Annotated in this window: 11 protein-coding genes; 8 read left to right on the top strand and 3 right to left on the bottom strand. The window is 45.4% G+C overall.

Annotation, left to right across the window (positions count from 1 at the left end; all coding sequences use genetic code 11):
• Window positions 1-51: 51 nt before the first annotated feature.
• Window positions 52-930, bottom strand: a complete 879-nt coding sequence (locus CW749_RS15425; protein ID WP_101113163.1) for a class I SAM-dependent methyltransferase — start codon at window positions 928-930, stop codon at window positions 52-54.
• A 551-nt stretch (window positions 931-1,481) separates the two neighbouring features.
• Between CW749_RS15425 and recC the strand changes: the two genes are divergently transcribed.
• The 3 genes from recC (at window position 1,482) to recD (ending at window position 10,893) form a co-directional block, all read left to right on the top strand.
• A complete protein-coding gene (recC, locus tag CW749_RS15420) occupies window positions 1,482-4,931 on the top strand; it encodes an exodeoxyribonuclease V subunit gamma (protein ID WP_101113162.1) in 3,450 nt (1,149 codons plus the stop codon).
• Between the two features lie 234 nt (window positions 4,932-5,165).
• A complete protein-coding gene (recB, locus tag CW749_RS15415; RefSeq protein WP_101113161.1) occupies window positions 5,166-8,789 on the top strand; it encodes an exodeoxyribonuclease V subunit beta in 3,624 nt (1,207 codons plus the stop codon).
• On the top strand, window positions 8,782-10,893 hold the full coding sequence (recD, locus tag CW749_RS15410; RefSeq protein WP_101113160.1) for an exodeoxyribonuclease V subunit alpha: 2,112 nt from the start codon (window positions 8,782-8,784) through the stop codon (window positions 10,891-10,893). Before recB ends, recD begins: the two co-directional genes overlap by 8 nt.
• 85 nt (window positions 10,894-10,978) lie before the next feature.
• On the opposite strand, the gene CW749_RS28215 is transcribed toward recD, so the two are convergent.
• Together CW749_RS28215 and argA are read right to left on the bottom strand one after the other, a co-directional pair.
• Window positions 10,979-11,263, bottom strand: a complete 285-nt coding sequence (locus CW749_RS28215; RefSeq protein ID WP_237322475.1) for a hypothetical protein — start codon at window positions 11,261-11,263, stop codon at window positions 10,979-10,981.
• 269 nt (window positions 11,264-11,532) lie between these two features.
• Window positions 11,533-12,864, bottom strand: a complete 1,332-nt coding sequence (argA, locus tag CW749_RS15405; protein ID WP_101113159.1) for an amino-acid N-acetyltransferase — start codon at window positions 12,862-12,864, stop codon at window positions 11,533-11,535.
• Between the two features lie 351 nt (window positions 12,865-13,215).
• Here argA and CW749_RS15400 point away from each other — a divergent pair, with 351 nt between their 5' ends.
• The 5 genes from CW749_RS15400 (at window position 13,216) to CW749_RS15380 (ending at window position 17,138) form a co-directional block, all read left to right on the top strand.
• A complete protein-coding gene (locus tag CW749_RS15400; protein WP_180958420.1) occupies window positions 13,216-13,638 on the top strand; it encodes a DUF2850 domain-containing protein in 423 nt (140 codons plus the stop codon).
• Window positions 13,639-13,719: 81 nt separating this feature from the next.
• Complete coding sequence (mltA, locus tag CW749_RS15395) at window positions 13,720-14,823, top strand: murein transglycosylase A (RefSeq protein WP_101113157.1); 1,104 nt, start codon at window positions 13,720-13,722, stop codon at window positions 14,821-14,823.
• A gap of 368 nt (window positions 14,824-15,191) precedes the next feature.
• Window positions 15,192-16,007, top strand: coding sequence for a tRNA cyclic N6-threonylcarbamoyladenosine(37) synthase TcdA (gene tcdA, locus CW749_RS15390; protein WP_101113156.1), 816 nt, complete (start codon window positions 15,192-15,194; stop codon window positions 16,005-16,007).
• Between the two features lie 187 nt (window positions 16,008-16,194).
• On the top strand, window positions 16,195-16,623 hold the full coding sequence (gene csdE, locus CW749_RS15385) for a cysteine desulfurase sulfur acceptor subunit CsdE (protein WP_101113155.1): 429 nt from the start codon (window positions 16,195-16,197) through the stop codon (window positions 16,621-16,623).
• Between the two features lie 62 nt (window positions 16,624-16,685).
• A complete protein-coding gene (locus tag CW749_RS15380; RefSeq protein ID WP_101113154.1) occupies window positions 16,686-17,138 on the top strand; it encodes an outer membrane beta-barrel protein in 453 nt (150 codons plus the stop codon).
• Window positions 17,139-17,252 lie beyond the last annotated feature (114 nt).

Here is a 17,252-nt window from a genome sequence, read left to right as displayed (position 1 = left end):
AAGAGTAGGGAACTGGCTTTCAGGCAAGGCACCGAAATGAAGATCTCGTTCCTAAAGCGGGATCTTTATGATTTCTTTGGAAGTTAAAGTATCAGTAATAAGTGCAATTCCTATCTCATTCAAGTCAATAGAAAGCGCGACTCTTTCGTCCTTTTCAATTTCTTGCCAAGCGTTACGCATTCCTTCAGACCAGTTAATATCGTCAATAATCATTACTGTGCTTTTCGCAAGGTAGGGTAAAGCTGTATTGAAATATTCTAGAACGGCATCGTGATCATGGTGACCATCGTTAAAAAGGTAATCGATTGGTTGATGGGCGCTGAGCGTCTTATGAAGTGTCGAATGAAAAGGCCCCGTCACGATGGACGTGTTGTTTAGCTCCATGAAATCGAGGCTTTCTTGAGCCACTTTAGCGACCTCTGGAGAGCCTTCAAGTGTTAGCATCTTTCCTTTGTTGTTCATGTGAAGAGCAGAAGCTTGGTAAGAGGCTGATATTCCGACGCAGGATCCCAACTCGAGGCAGGTGCTGGGTTGCAAGTAGCGAATCAGTTTAAAAAGAAACACTCCCCAAAACGCCGGTTTGCTAGATCGACACACCGCTCTGATGGTTGAGTGGAATTCAACTCCCTGAGCCATTTCTTCATGAGTTCTTATTGAGCTAGGGCTACCAGCACCATAATCCATGACTGAAATTTCAGCGTTCGAATTCAGTAAGGTTGCGCGGCGCTGTTCAATTTTCTCGAACGTCATTCTTTCTTCTGGCGAGTTAGCACTATTGAGTACATCATACAGAGCTGCCCCAACCGCATTTACCGCGGGTGATTGGTGTTTCATCAAGTTTTCGAGTTCGGGCTTCGCCCTTAAACCATTTACTTTGTGCACCGACGTTTTTAGCCAGCTCTTTACTGCCCTTGCAACAACATTTGGCATATATAACCTTTCTTACTACAACTCATCCAGCGACCTCGCTGCTATTACCCATGTGCATAACGTTATCAGCGCAAGGGAGAAAATAGCGCACGAGGCATTTATTGAATGAAAGAAATACAACATATCCTCTATTGACCCGATATTGTCTATCTAGATCGAAAGAGGCACCAACGTAAGTTCTTGCCTTAAGTTCAGCATGGTGGGTTCAGAAGTCAAACTGAGCTATGTTATAAAACTGCAAATTCTCAACCATCAGAATGCATCGTTATTATTGCGATAATAACTGTGTATATGGTCGCGAAAATGAGCCACTAACGATACTCATCAAGTTTAATGGCAAGCCTTGCCATAATTTCGCATCAGCTCAAGTAAACGAAAATATCGACGTGACTATCTATACTCAAACCACCTCAAGGTCATTTGCGCATATTTAACTAACTTACTGATTGACCGTCCTTTCGCTCGTCTTTGAATGCATATTTCAGTTCAGCAGATTCGATGCTCTATGCTAATCTAAGCAGTAACCGTCCAACCATGTAGCCGGATGCTTTGTGTTTACTGTCTATCACTCGAATCAAATAGAGTTGCTGAAATCTCTACTTGTTGAACTCATCAAACTTTCCCCATTAGAAAACCCATTTGAAGCAGAACAAATACTGGTTCAAAGCCCTGGCATGTCTCAATGGCTAAAAATGGAATTGGCGAAAGAATTTGGTGTTGCCGCAAATATTGATTTTCCTCTTCCTGCGACATTTATTTGGGATAGATTTACGCAAGTCCTTCCCGATGTGCCAACTCGCAGTGCTTTCAACAAAGAAGCCATGACTTGGAAGCTCATGGACATACTGCCATCGCAGCTATCTCAACCTGAATTTTCTCCTTTACTGCGCTACTTAGAAAACGACGAAGATCATTCCAAACTCTTTCAATTGTCAGAGAAAATAGCGGATATCTTTGATGGATACCTAGTGTACCGACCGGAATGGATCGCCGCATGGGAAGCGGGAGAAACGGTACAGGAAATCGGTGAAGAACATCCTTGGCAGCCCATCCTTTGGCAAGCGCTTTACGACCGCACGGTAGTACTCGATCAATCGCCTTACCATCGCGCTAATTTATACGAACATTTCATCGATGCCTTAAGCCAAGCACCTTCGGGGCTTGCTGACTTACCCAAGCGATTGTTTGTGTTTGGTATTTCTTCCTTGCCGCCTCGCTACATGGATGCCTTAAAAGCATTGGGTGAGCACATAGATGTTCATCTTATGTTTACCAACCCCTGTCGTTATTACTGGGGAGAGGTTCGAGACAGAAAATACCTCGCTAAGTTAGCGGCTCGTCATCGAAAACACATTGAGTGGAAACAAGATCATTCTGAAGAGCACGGCGTGACAGAGCAGCTAAAAGGCGAACTTGAAGATAACGTGATTGATGAACTTCATACCGATGTCGTTGGAAACAGTTTGCTGGCGTCCATGGGGAAATTGGGGCGCGATAATATGTATCTGCTCTCCCAGTTAGAAGCCCATGAAGTGGAAGCCTTCGTAGAGGTGGACTGCGATAGCGTATTGCACCAATTACAAGCGGATATTTTGAATTTAGAAGAGCACCAAAAAGATGAAGTGCTTGAAACCAGCCAACACAAACAGTTGGTTTCAGAAGGGGATACATCGCTTTCGGTACACGCTTGTCATAGCCCAATGCGTGAAGTTGAAGTACTGCATGATCAGCTTTTAAGCATGTTTGACAGAGACTCTGGCTTAAAACCTCGTGACGTTATCGTCATGGTGGCGGACATTAATGCTTACAGCCCCGCGATACAGTCGGTTTTTGGTAATGCACCTGGTGAGCGTTTTATTCCTTACTCCATTTCAGACAGAACGGCGCAAGAAGAGAGCCCTGTTCTGTCTGCATTTATGCAGTTAATGCTGCTACCCGATAGCCGTTTCCAAGCTTCTGAGATACTCGAGCTTCTCGAAGTGCCAGCCATTATGGCTCGGTTTGGTCTGGATGAAGACCAGTTTGAGCGAGCAAAGATCTGGATTGAAGAAATTGGTGTACGCTGGGGGCTAGATGAACAAACCGCCGGGCAATTTGAGCTTCCAGAGCTAACGCAAAATACATGGCTTTTTGGTATTCAAAGAATGCTATTGGGCTACGCGATGCCAGAAAGTGCTGGGTTGTTTGAAGGGCAAAGAACCATTGCTTCTTACAATGAAGTACAAGGAATGGACGCTGAATTAGCGGGCAAATTGGCGCACTACGTCGATACACTCAACCGATTCCAAAAGCAGTTGAACGCCACTCAAAGCGCGGCAGATTGGACTCGCATCATCAATGGCATGCTGGATGCCTTTTTTAGCGTAGAGCTTGAAGGTGAAATGGCGCTTAAATCCATTCGAGACACCTTATCTCAGTTGCTTGAACAGGTTCATGATGCCGGATTTGAAGAAGACATTTCGCATACGGTATTGCAGCAATATTTGCAGAACAAACTGTCTGGAACCCGTGTCAGTCAGCGCTTTTTAGCTGGGCAAGTGAACTTTTGTACATTGATGCCCATGCGTTCTATTCCATTTAAATTGGTGTGCTTGCTTGGCATGAATGATGGGGCTTACCCTCGCTCAATGCCGCCTGAAGGCTTCGATTTAATGAACAATCGCGCAAGGCCCGGCGATCGCTCTCGACGAGATGACGATAGATACTTATTTCTCGAAGCCTTGTTGTCAGCACAGCAATCCTTATACATCAGTTATGTCGGGCGATCCATTCAAGACAATACAGACAAAGTACCATCGGTTTTAGTATCGGAGTTGTTGGAGTACTGCCACCAAAACTATTGTTTGGAAGGGGATGAAATGTTGGGCGTGGATGCGTCCGGCGACAAGCTTCTGGCTGCCCTTTCTAATACTCACCCCATGGTGCCATTTAGCCCTCTTGCTTTTTCGGGCATCGACAAAAGCTACGCCAAAGAGTGGCTACCGAGCGTTAACCGTTTAGGCGCGCGCGCTGGCGCATTTGAGCAACCTTTGGATGATTACTTAGCCGAGCTAAGTGCGCCTTACCAACTTGATTTGGTGGAACTTCAACGTTTCTGGCGTTTACCCGTTCAGTATTTCTTTAACCGACGTCTCAAAGTGTTTTTTGAGCCACCTATGGCGACACTGGAAAATGATGAACCGTTTGTTTTGGGTGGTTTACAAAGTTATAAAATGCGCGACGAATTGGTGGATACGTTACTTCAATGCAGAGTAAACGGTGAAGCAGAGGAGCCTGTTTTAGCCCGTTACATGGAAAAACAGCGCGCCAAAGGGTTACTGCCTATTGGTGCTTTCGGTGAACTGGAATTTGCTGCCAACCGAGAACAGACGGATTCACTCGTGAATGTACTTCATCCTTTGGCTGGAAAACCGCTTGACGACAGTGAAGTGAAGATCAGCCTAACAATAGACGGGAAACCTTGCCAATTAACGGGTTGGTTAACACATCGATACCAATCTGGTCTGCTTCGGTATCGTAGCGGAAAAATCCGCGCACAAGATTGGTTATCTGCATGGATTGATCACCTCTGTCTCGCTGCCATGGGAGGCGTGAGCCGTACCCACATCGTTGGTTACGACAAAAAAGAGGGAGCGGTGCATTGGGTCATTTCTCCTTTAGATAACCGCGATCAGGCCATCGCCATGTTACAAGAGCTGGTTCGCTTGTTTTATCAAGGCATGAATCAACCATTACCCTATTTCCCTAAGACAGCGCTAGCGGGCGTTCAAGCCTGTATTAACAAAGCAGGTGAATGGGTAGATGATGAAGAAACGGCACTTAAAAAGATGGGAGATGCTTTTAACGATGGCTATATGTTCCCCGGTGAAGGCTCAGATAACTACATCGAAAGGATCTGGTCTCACTGGAATGAAGAGCTCGGTAGAGAAGTAAGGTTAAACGCAAGTTTGGTTTTACAAGCCGCAGTTATGGCAACGCAAAACAGTGAAGAGATAGAGTAAGTTTCATTTGAAAGGGTGTAGGGTGGTCGCCAGCAAATCATTGTTATTTGTAGGGCGTTCGCTGTGCGACCACAGGGTCAGAGGTGACCACAATTCTGTGGCAGGGATACTAACCACAGCAGGTAGCCTGAACCGTGAAGCAAGTCTCAACCTGATCTATTTTGATCTTTAAAGTTAATTATAAATTGCAAAATAAGTGTTTGATCACAAATTATTAGGCGGAATCGACGACATATGACTAGCCAATCTGATTCAAAACCTCAACAAGCGAGTGTTTTGTCACCAATGGATTTCCCCTTGCACGGTGCCCGATTAATAGAGGCCTCTGCGGGAACAGGGAAAACGTTCACCATTGCGGGGCTGTATCTACGTCTACTTCTTGGTCATGGTGAGAGTGGCACTTCACATCCCTGCCAATTGACTGTTGATCAAATATTGGTCGTGACCTTTACAGAAGCTGCCACGGCAGAGCTGAGAGATCGTATCCGCGCAAAAATTCACGACGCACGTTTGGCGTTTTCTCGTGGTGGGGCTTCTTCAAATGATAAAAAAATAGATCCCGTTATCCAGCCCTTGTTAAACGCCATTTCGGATCACAAAGAAGCCGCAAAAATATTGCTTCAGGCTGAACGCCAGATGGACGAAGCCGCCATCTATACCATTCACGGCTTTTGCCAGCGCATGTTGACTCAAAATGCCTTTGAATCGGGCAGCCGATTTAACAACGAATTTGTTACCGACGAAACTCAGCTCAAAGCTCAAGTCGTTGCCGATTATTGGCGTAGGCAGTTTTATCCATTACCGATGAATCTTGCTGCCGAGATCGGGAAGATCTGGGGGGCACCTTCAGCGCTTCTTAACGATGTATCCCGACACTTAACGGGTGCAGATATTGAACTGACGGTCGCGCCTCTTTCAACAAATATTGCGGATCTGCATCAACAGAATTTAAGTAAAATCGATGAACTCAAAGCGCAATGGCGAGCGGCGCAAGACGATCTACAAGACCTGATATCAAGTTCAGATGTAAACAAGCGCAGCTACACCAAAAAATCGCTGCCTACTTGGCTAGAACAAGTCGCTATTTGGGCAGCAAGCCCAACAGTGGATTACGTTTTTCCCGATAAGCTGGAAAAATTCAGTCAGACGACGCTGAACGAAAAGACCCCCAAAGGCGAACCACCCACTCACCCAGTTTTTGATTTGATAGACGAGTTTATCTCGCAGTCGGTTTCGTTGCGTGATCCCATTTTGGCGCACGCGATCGCAGAGTGCCGTGTTCTATTAGCGAAAGCCAAGCAGAGAAAGAATTGGTTATCGTTCGATGATTTGCTGACGCAACTTTCTGCCGCCTTAGATACCGATGAAGATGACTTGTTGGCTGAGCGTATTCGCACTCTTTATCCGGTGGCTATGATCGATGAATTCCAAGATACGGACCCGCTTCAGTACCAGATATTCAGTCAAATTTACGTAGGTCAGCCCCAAACAGGCTTGTTTATGATCGGCGATCCTAAACAGGCGATCTATGGATTCCGTGGCGCAGATATTTTTACCTACATTAAAGCCCGTAATGAAGTGCAAGATCACTACACGCTTGGTACCAACTGGCGCTCCAGTGCCGATATGGTCATGGCAGTGAACCGAGTTTTCGACTTCAGTGATGCCCCTTTTATTTATGATGAAGACATTCCGTTCAGACCCGTCAAGTTCAGCCCGAAAGCCGATTCTAGCCATTGGTTTTTGGATGGCGTTAAGCAGCCAGCTCTAAGGTTTTGGCTGCATGAAGAAGAAGACGGTAAGCCCGTAACGAAAGGGGATTACCTTTCTGTCATGGCGTCAGCCACAGCCAGCCAAATTCAAACGGTGTTAACTGCATCAGATAAGCAACAAGCTTGGTTTGAAAATGGAGGGGAACGCCACAACGTGCAAGCTGGTGATATTGCTGTCTTGGTTCGAACCGGTACGGAAGGGCGAAAAATTAAGGAAGCATTAGCCGATCAAGGCATTGCGAGTGTGTATTTATCTAACCGAGACAGCGTGTTTGACAGTGTCGTCGCGCACGATGTACAACGCCTACTCCAAGCCGTCCTAACGCCGGAGCAAGACAAAACGCTTCGCGCTTGTTTGGCATCGTCTTTGTTCGCTTTGAACGCTCGTGAATTGGATGCCCTAAATAACGAAGAAACACTGTGGGAAAATACGGTGAATGAGTTTCGGGAGTATCGGAAACTTTGGCAGCAACGAGGCGTAATGCCAATGATTCGTTCCGTTATGTCAAAGCGAATGATGGCAGAGCGCTTACTGGAAGAAGATAACGGAGAGCGCACCATTACCGATTTGCTGCACATTGGCGAGCTATTACAGCAAGCCAGTTTGTCGCTTGAAAGTGATCACGGTTTGCTGCGTTGGCTATCTGAAACCATCAGCGATATTCAGTCTGGCTTAACGGGGGGCAGCGACGAGCAAATCCAACGTTTGGAGTCTGAGCGTAATTTGGTTCAAATTGTCACCATCCATAAATCCAAAGGCTTGGAATACGATTTGGTCTTTCTTCCTTTTGTTAGCAGTTACCGCGAAGCCAGTGAAGGCAAGTATTACGACGTAAAGAAGGATAAAACCGTATTAGACATTACTAAGAACAGTGAAGCCCTAGAACTGGCCGACAAAGAGAGATTAGCGGAAGATTTACGTTTGATTTACGTGGCGCTTACCCGCGCGGTTTATGGTTGCTTTATTGGTATGACACCGATACGAAAAGGGCGAGCCACTAAAGGACCTTCAGGGCTTCATTTAAGCGCCATTGGGTATTTAGTGCAAAACGGCGAGCCAAAATCGCCAGAAGAATTAGCGGGGTGCCTTGCTTTAGTGACCAATAATCATGATTTCATGACCATTGATACGCCACCTGATCAGCAAGGACAGCCATATACACCAGTAAAAGAAGCGGCAGAAGTCCTTACGGCAAGCGAGTTACAGCAAGATATCGATCGCTCATGGAGAATCAGCAGTTACTCGGGGTTAGTCAAGCAATCAGGGCACGGTTCACATGATGCGTCTTTTGAAATCGCGGGGTTTGATATTGACTCATTTTCTGAAGAGGAAGAACACCTAATAGAAGCGCCCGCGCGTTCTATATTTACTTTTCCAAGAGGCGCGAGACCAGGAACGTTTCTTCATACTTTATTTGAAGAGGTGATTTTCAACGAACCCGCGCACAGTGAAGCCAATAGTGCAACTATTGCCCATTTGATGGAAGTAGAACAGCTCGAACCAGAATGGCAGCCCGTATTGGAATTACTGGTAGATACGGTGCTTAACACGCCTTTGGATGGGGAAGGGCTCCAACTTTCGAACAAAATGCCAAGTCAGCTATTGGTGGAGATGGAATTCTTATTACCTATCGATGTACTCCTCGCTCCAACGTTTAACCAATTGGCTCACCAACATGATCCGCTTTCTAAGCAGGCTGGCGATCTAGGTTTTCACCGCTTAAAAGGTATGTTGAAGGGCTTTATCGATCTCGTGTTTGAGCACAACGGAAAGTATTATGTCCTCGACTGGAAATCGAACCACTTAGGCGATTCCGTCGCCGACTACCATGGTGAGAATTTGGCGCGTGCGATGGCGGATCACCGATACGATTTACAATATCAAATTTACGCGTTGGCACTGCACCGCTTCTTAAAAAGTCGGCTTGCACAATATGACTATGAACAGCACTTCGGTGGTGTGTATTATCTTTTTTTACGAGGTGTGGATGGGCAATCGAATAACGGGATCTTTTCAGCGAAACCTTCCCAAGCCTTTTTGGAACAGTTCGATAAGCTCATTGATGGAGAAGCATTAGATGTCTGATTCTCAGCCAGTAAACTCCGACATGCCTACAACCGATTTACTCAATGTCATGCAGCAGCTTGCGGTTCAAGGAGCAGTTCGACAACTGGATTATCAATTCGCTCGATTTATTGCCTCTCAACAGCCTGATTCGAATCTTTCCGTGCCTTTTATTGCGGGATTAGCCAGTTCTGAATTAGGAAAAGGGCATATTTGTGTGCCCATGGACAGAGTAGATATTGCAGCTTGCCTTGGCCTTTATGGCGAGCAAGCACAATTATTACAAGAAAAACTCGCGGGTATTGATTGGAAAAAAGAGTTGGAGAGCTCTCCTGTCGTCGGACGAAACGGTGAAGCCAAACCTTTAATTCTAGATGGTGCGAAATTGTATCTGCACCGCTATTGGCATTACGAGGTGGTGCTCAGTCAGACGCTGCGCGATTTGATGTCGCCCATTGTTTTAGAGCCTGCTCAAGCGACTCGCCTAAAAACAACGCTAGATCATTTGTTTGCTCGCAGTTACCAATACTTGTTCTCAACAATAGTGCATTCAGAACAAAGCCATCAGGTCATGCGACAGCAATGGGTATGCGATCACTTAGATGTCGTTGCACCGGAAACATTGGATTGGAATGCGATTGACAACGTTTTGGTGAGTGCGAAAAAAGTGACGGACTTAAGCAGTTTGGATGCCTTAGTACCGCAGTCTGCGTGCTTAAATTGGCAAAAAGTGGCTGCTGCTGTCGCGCTTACCAGACGCTTTGCTGTGATTTCTGGTGGGCCAGGAACAGGAAAAACCACAACGGTCGCTAAATTGTTGGCGGCTTTGGTTCAGCAGGGGAGTGACCTAGGTGGGGTGCCTGACATTAAACTGGTTGCTCCAACGGGGAAAGCCGCAGCTCGTTTAACCGAATCCATTGGTAAAGCCGTGGATGTTTTGCCGATAGATCCGAATATCCGTGACCAAATCCCAACCGATTCGAGTACGATTCACCGCTTACTGGGTGCGATCCCTGGGCGAGCTGAGTTCCGACACCATAAAGACAACCCATTGCATCTCGACATTTTGGTTGTCGATGAAGCTTCAATGGTTGACCTGTCTATGATGTATAAGCTGGTGGATGCGATGCCACCGAACGCAAGGCTGATTTTACTTGGCGATAAAGATCAGCTTGCTTCTGTGGAGGCAGGCGCAGTGCTAGGTGATATCTGTGATTTTAGTGAACAGTTCATGAGCCCAGCGCAAAGCCAACAAATCGCTACGTTAACGGGTTACGATGCAGTGAGCCGCCAACATTCAACGTCAGCCCCACCCATCGTGGACTGTTTGTGCATGTTGCAAAAAAGCTACCGTTTTGATGCCCGTTCTGGCATAGGGCAGTTGGCTAAAGCGATCAATTCAGGTCATCCCATTCGAGTCGAAAAAGTTTGGGAGCAAGGGTTTGGTGATATTGCCCACTATGACTTGGACAAAGACACCTATCAGCAGATGCTGAAAATGGTTACAGCAGGTTATGCCCCTTATTTGCAAGAGGCCAACCGCAAAGTTTCACTGGATGAATTACCCAGTGCGAAAGCAAAGCAGGTGTTAAAACTGTTTTCAGAATGCCGGCTACTATGTGCTATTCGTGAAGGTGATTTTGGGCTTGTCGGGTTGAATCATCGAATAGAGCAGAGCCTTAGAAAGCAGAATAAGTTACCAACCACCGATGATGTTTGGTACCCAGGCAGACCGGTCATGGTCACGCGTAATGATCATGCACTTGGGCTTTATAATGGTGATATTGGAATTTGTATGCTGGATGAGTCTGAAGAAGTGCCAAGACTTAGGGTGTACTTTGAATTACCCGATGGCACGGTGAAAGGTGTTCTTCCAAGTAGAGTCCCCGAGCACGAAACAGCGTATGCTATGACCATTCATAAATCTCAAGGAAGTGAGTTTGAACATACGATTATGGTATTGCCGCCAAGCTTTAGCCCTATTTTAACGCGAGAGTTGATCTATACCGGTATTACACGAGCTAAGAAGAAGCTGGATCTGTTTGGTGAGCGAAATGTGATGAATCGAGGGGTAAAAGTGAAAACACTACGCGCAAGTGGGTTAGCTGGGCGATTGGATTGGTAGGGCGCTAGATACAGTTTGAAAGTGTGATTGAATTTTTGGCTCCACCGTCCTTGGTGGACCATCAAATTTCTAAGGTCTGCAAATCCTAAACTTCGGCAAGTGCTAGGAATTTGAAAACGTCTTTGACGCTGCTGTTTTCATCTATTTTCGTACTGAATACTTCCGAAAATGAGATGTTTCTTATGTTACAACGATTTTGATAAGACAGTATGTAACGTTTCATGCTGTCGTTTACTGGAAAAACGCAGTGTACTTCTCTGCCATCCAAAAACTGGTTGTCAGCCATATCCCAAAAGCTTTGGGCCGAGTTGCAAATAATGGTTCTCATTGAGTTTATGCTCGCAAGTTGTGGACTCTCGCTTCCTAGCATTTGACTCCGTACTAGAGTGAACCTCCATGTGGCAGTGAACATTCTTGACGTTGATGTTTAAAACCTTTTGATAGGCGATAAAGCAAACTAAAAGGTAAAACAGAATGATTCAACTGAATTTGGCACTGGAAAGCATGGCTTTCCAGTGGCGGGGATTGTACCAGCAGAATGTGATATGAAAAGTCAATTTTTAACCGATTTGCGGTTTTTTTTAGCAATTAATTATAAATCAGTTGCTTATGAACGAAATTAATTGGAACGAGGTTCTATTAAATAACTTGGAGTTGTAAAATCTTAGAACGTCTCTGGTAGTTATATAAATCTTGCTTCTCTCCAGGCAACGCGCCTATGCCGACTTCGGTGAATCCTTGCTCTCTAAACCAGTGAATACTTCGCGTGGTGAGCACAAATAAATTCTCTAGCCCCATCGTTTTAGCTTGATTGTATATGTGTTTAAGTAAGTGAACACCGCGGTTACCATCACGATAATCGGGGTGTATAGCCACGCAGGCCATTTCACCCGTTTGGTCTTCAAGAAAGGGATACAGAGCGGCACAGCCAATGATCATGCCGTCTTTCTCTATGATCGTAAATTGGTGGATCTCTTGTTCCAGTTGCTCGCGTGACCGACGAACCAATATACCTTGCTCTTCCAGAGGGCGAATCAAGTCTAGGATCCCGCCAATATCATCAATATCAGCACTGCGAACTTGCTCTGCGCTGGCCATTACTATTTGAGTTCCGATACCATCGAGTGAGAACAGTTCTTGTAGAATGGCACCATCCAGTTTGTAACTGACTAAGTGGCTTCTTGGAACGCCAGCTCTGCACGCGGCGATAGCAGCCTTAAGGAAGCGAATCGATCCTCTCTGCCCTTCGTCCGAATCGGAAACTCGTTGTTGAAGTATTTCTTGGGCACCCGCTGGGAAGAGTTCGGCAATGACATTGCCTTCGTCGTCTGTAATGCCTTGCTCAGAACTGAAACCAATCAGCTTATCGGCATTGAGTTTGATGGCGACTTGCGTAGCCACTTCTTCTGAAAGTAAGTTAAAGCTTTCCCCTGTAACGGACGACCCAATAGGACCGAGAAGAACAATAGATCCCTGCTGAAGTGTTCTGTAAATGCCTTCGGTATCGATACGGCGAATACGACCGCTGTGGCAATAGTCGATGCCATCGTCGACACCAATAGGTTGTGCGACGATAAAGTTTCCGCTAGCCACGTTCAACTGAGTGCCGGCCATCGGGGTATTATTCAAACTCATTGAAAGCCGAGCGGTAATGGCGAGCTGTAACTGCCCTGCGGCTTGCATAACAACGCTTAAGGCGTTCTCATCGGTAACACGAATACCTTTGTGATAAGGAGTGCGATGTTCTTGTTTGTCGAGCAACTGGTTAATTTGAGGACGAGCACCGTGCACTAACACGATCTTTACCCCTAAGCTATGTAGCAGTGCGATATCGTTAATTATGTTGCCAAAATTCTGATCTTCGAATGCTTCTCCACCCAGCATTATCACCATGATTTTTCCACGGTGAGCGTTAACATAAGGGGCGGATTGTCTAAACCCTTTTACTAGTGCTGTACTTCTTATCTTCACTATTTAATCTATCCGTGACTATTTATGCTGATTTTATGATTATTTATTTTCTGTATATTGACGCCAAATTTCTTTTTGTTCAATCAAAAATTTGGAACTGTGCCAAATAATGATCCATGCAATGCGAATTCATATAGACTATGGTTTAAACTGAGTGAAAAGTCAGCAGTAATTGCGCTTACTATGAAATTATCAAAGAAATTATCAAAATTTTGATAATGGACACTTGTTGGTAATAGACATGTGTTGATATCGAGACCGTTGGTATAGAGACGGGTTGATATAGACAAGTAAGTGCACACCTGTAATTCTTGGCACACGTTATGAGATGTTAGATGTATGAGTGGTGAAGTGAGCAAGAATTTGCGGGGAAGTTCGCGTCGAGATGTGTCGTATTATTTACGTGCAATATTGTTGGTTGTTACGGTAGCGATTGGCGCAGGTGTCACCTTGTATCATGTACTCGGTGAATACAATGCAAAACAACAAGACCTCAAAAAGAACATCTATGGTCATTGGGTTGAACAGCATGTAGCCCCTTATATGTCAGATTCTTATACCATTAAACCCGAAGGCATTTACCGTGATGGGCGTATGCTGACGTCAAAATTCAGTTTTAATGGCACTGAATTGGAATTCGAAAGCGGTGGTGTTGAGCATGAGTTCATCGTGATTTCTGAAAGTTTCAACAGAATGCGCCGACTCCGCCCCGAACACTACGAATCCATATTTTTGAATACAACACCTCCAGCTGTCTTAAATTCAAGCAACTAGCTATCTCAATAGGGTGACTTGTGTTGCTGATGGCGTCATATTTTGCCATGCTGATACAAATCATTTTGTCTGGATGTCTTTGTGTTTAAAAAATTTCTTTGCTTTGGTATCGCGTTGGTTCTTGTTGGGTGTGCTGCACCTAAAAAACGCGGTCAGCAATACCTTGACGGTGAATTCTCATCGCCATTGAATCAAACCGCTCAAATCGAGTCGAACAAGCCCCGAAACTTTCTTACGTTTGATGCTCAGGCAGACGCTGTTTTATCCAAATCTCCTTCGATGGCACGTACTTATCAATCTTTGTATGAACAGCTTTCAGTTTGGGCGCTCAATAGCGGTGAACCAAGTGAGCTCGCAAATTACGGGATTCAGTCTGCGCAGCTTGGTGGGGGAGACAGCCAAGGTAATGTATTGTTTACGGGCTATTTTTCTCCTGTCATAGAGCTTAGGCACCAGCCTAACGACACGTTCCGTTACCCTGTTTACAAAATGCCTGAATGTCATGGTCAGTGTCCGACTCGTGCAGAAATCAATGACGGAGCATTAAATGGGTTGGGGTTAGAGCTTGGTTACGCAGCCAATATGATTGATCCGTTCATTATGGAAGTTCAGGGCAGTGGCTTTGTACATTTTGAAGACGATGACACATTAGAATACTTTGCTTATAGCGGAAAAAATGGTCACCCCTATGTGAGCATTGGTAAGGTTTTGATTGAACGAAACCAAGTACCTCGTGAGAAAATGTCGCTGAAAGCCATTAAAGAGTGGGTATTAGCACAAGAAGAAGAGGTTGTTCGCGAGCTACTGGAACAAAATCCATCTTACGTTTTCTTTGAACCTAGAAAGGCGGCTCCGGTGACGGGAACTGCTGGTATTCCATTGCTGCCCATGGCGTCTGTCGCAGGTGATAGACGTTTGTTCCCTATGGGAACCCCTATTTTGGCAGAAGTACCTCTGCTTAATGCGGATGGCACGTTCAGTGGTGCGCATGAGTTGAGGCTGCTGATTGTGTTGGATACGGGCGGTGCTGTAAAACAGAACCACCTCGACCTTTATCATGGCATGGGACCAAGAGCCGGAACACAAGCGGGGCACTATAGGCACTTTGGTCGAGTGTGGAAATTAGGATTAGAAGCGTCACCTACACAATCGCCATGGGCACTGCCTCCTGAAAAGCGTGAATAGGCTAAACGCATCTCGCCATACCCAAGTGACCTCAAGGTGCAGGATTCAGAGCCTCATATTCTGTTTCAATTCAAGCCTTTCTACTTCAAAATCAGGAACGCAGCGGAATGACGAGTCCTTTCCAAGTTCTTAGACGATGAAGTGGGGCAGAATATGGGCTCCCAAGGGCGAGTTTAACTGGCTTTCATACTGCGTTATCGATTCTTGATTTAGAACCACTAGATCTTCAAATCGATGCCTTGTCTGAAAGCCAGTTAACTCTCGCTGAACCTAGCATCTTGAGGTTACTTGGGTATAGACTTTTCTAGAAAGAGTGCGTATAAATCGCACTCTTTCTTTTTGAACTCTACTTTGCACAAGGTCATATCATGCAAGACAACCTTCCTCCAGCATCCGAGCAGTACGATCAGCGATTTGGTGGTACAAGGCGGTTATACGGGTATTCTGAAGTCGATATTCTTCGGGCATCTCATGTTTGTGTGGTGGGTATTGGTGGTGTCGGTTCTTGGGCAGTAGAAGCGCTTGCCCGAACGGGGGTTGGCGAGCTGACATTAATCGATATGGATGACGTGTGTGTCACCAATATTAACCGTCAGATCCATGCATTGAATGGCACCGTTGGTCAGAGCAAGATTGAAGTAATGGCTGAAAGGGTGAAGCTGATTAACCCAGAGTGTAAGGTGAATTTAATCGATGATTTCATTTCGCCTGACAACTTAAAAGAGTACATCACTAAAGACTTTGACTATGTACTGGATGCGATTGACAGTGTGAAAGCCAAGGCTGCATTACTGGCATTTTGTCGGAGCAATAAGATTAAAGTGGTCACGACAGGTGGTGCGGGCGGTCAAGTGGACCCAACACAAATTCAGGTTGCCGACTTAACCAAAACAATTCAAGACCCGTTAGCGAAGAAGATCAAAGACACACTTCGTCGCCATCATAATTTTCCTAAAAACCCGCAACGCAAGTTTGGTATTGAGTGCGTTTTCTCTACTGAACAACTTAAATACCCACAAGCTGATGGCAGTGTTTGCGCCACTAAGTCGACGGCGGAAGGTCCGAAACGTATGGATTGTGCCAGCGGTTTTGGTGCGGCTACGGTTGTTACGGCAACGTTTGGGTTTGTTGCGGTATCGCGAATTGTCGAGAAGTTGATTCAGCGTGGAATGAAAACAGCCTAACTGCTCCTAACACCTATATTCTAAAAGAAAGCCCAGCGTTGATGCTGGGCTTTCTTATTCTGGCTAGGTTTTCTTGTACTAGCTAGCCTTTCTTATACTGACAGTAGAAAGGTATTTTGAACCTTCACCTGAGTGGGTTTGGGTATATAATCTCACACAGTTTAAATTGGATAATTCAGCAAATATTATGAGCAACTTTCCTTCGTCCCCTTTTGGTACCGATATTTCTAGCGAGCACATTGCAGAGACAATGCAAGGTTTTAAAAGCTGGGAAGACCGTTACCGACAAGTTATTCAATGGGGTAAGAAACTGCCCGCTATGCCTGAAACGTTGAAATCAGATACTGTCACGATTTCTGGGTGTGAAAGCCAAGTATGGTTTGTTACTGAAAAGCACGGTGATTGTTGGCATTTTTGCGCCGATTCAGACGCAAGAATCGTTCGTGGTTTGATTGCTCTTGTGCTGGCGGCTTATGAGGGAAAAACGTCGGAGCAAATTCAGCAATTTAATATTGATGACTATTTTGAGCGAACAGGTCTTATTGCCCATTTAAGCCCTTCACGTGGCAATGGATTGAAAGCCATTGTTGAGCATATTCAAACGGTGACCCGATAGCTTGCTGGCTTTAGCGATTTCGTGGATCGAGTTTTGATTCAATAAAAAGAAAAAGGAATAACATGAAAAAATATTTCGTCTTGGCTGCCGCACTTATTTCTACATTTAGCATGGCTGAATCACAAAAACACGGTGAGCGAGAAGGCTTTCGCTTAGCGGCAGGTTTTGCTAGTACCAGTTATTCATCCAGTGTAAACAGCACCTATTTCACCACCAATGGCGGCGGCGGATTGAGAGTTGACGGGGCTTATGATTTCAATGCTATGTTTGCTGCAAAGTTAACTTTTGAAGCCAATTCACAAGATTTGCTTTCCGCTAACACCGGAAAAATTGCGGGCGAGCTTTCACACCCATTCAATGTTGATGCCGGTGGAGCAATTAAACCTTATGCAACGCTTGGCTATGGTCTACATACTGTGAAAGCAACGGCATTTACACCGCAAGAGCGAGAGTCTGGTTTGGTGTATGGCGCAGGCATACGTTTTATTGCATCACATGGGTTTATGCGGATTTAAACGTTGAGTTGGTCGAACTGAAAAATATCCGGTTAAGCCAAGGGGCGTTTTTGATTGGCTATAAATTTTAAGCTTGAATGCCTCCAACCAGCGAGCTAATGCCTGTTGGAGGTG

The organism is Vibrio sp. vnigr-6D03, assembly GCF_002835515.1.
GTDB lineage: Bacteria > Pseudomonadota > Gammaproteobacteria > Enterobacterales > Vibrionaceae > Vibrio > Vibrio penaeicida.
This window is presented reverse-complemented; position numbering and strand designations above follow the sequence as displayed.

Bases quoted from the DNA above. Each gene is read 5' to 3' on its own strand.
- CW749_RS15425 (WP_101113163.1), bottom strand. From the start codon at position 930: ATGCCAAATGTTGTTGCAAGGGCAGTAAAGAGCTGGCTAAAAACGTCG.
- recB (WP_101113161.1), top strand. From the start codon at position 5,166: ATGACTAGCCAATCTGATTCAAAACCTCAACAAGCGAGTGTTTTGTCA.
- recD (WP_101113160.1), top strand. From the start codon at position 8,782: ATGTCTGATTCTCAGCCAGTAAACTCCGACATGCCTACAACCGATTTA.
- CW749_RS28215 (WP_237322475.1), bottom strand. From the start codon at position 11,263: ATGCTAGGAAGCGAGAGTCCACAACTTGCGAGCATAAACTCAATGAGA.
- tcdA (WP_101113156.1), top strand. From the start codon at position 15,192: ATGCAAGACAACCTTCCTCCAGCATCCGAGCAGTACGATCAGCGATTT.
- csdE (WP_101113155.1), top strand. From the start codon at position 16,195: ATGAGCAACTTTCCTTCGTCCCCTTTTGGTACCGATATTTCTAGCGAG.
- CW749_RS15380 (WP_101113154.1), top strand. From the start codon at position 16,686: ATGAAAAAATATTTCGTCTTGGCTGCCGCACTTATTTCTACATTTAGC.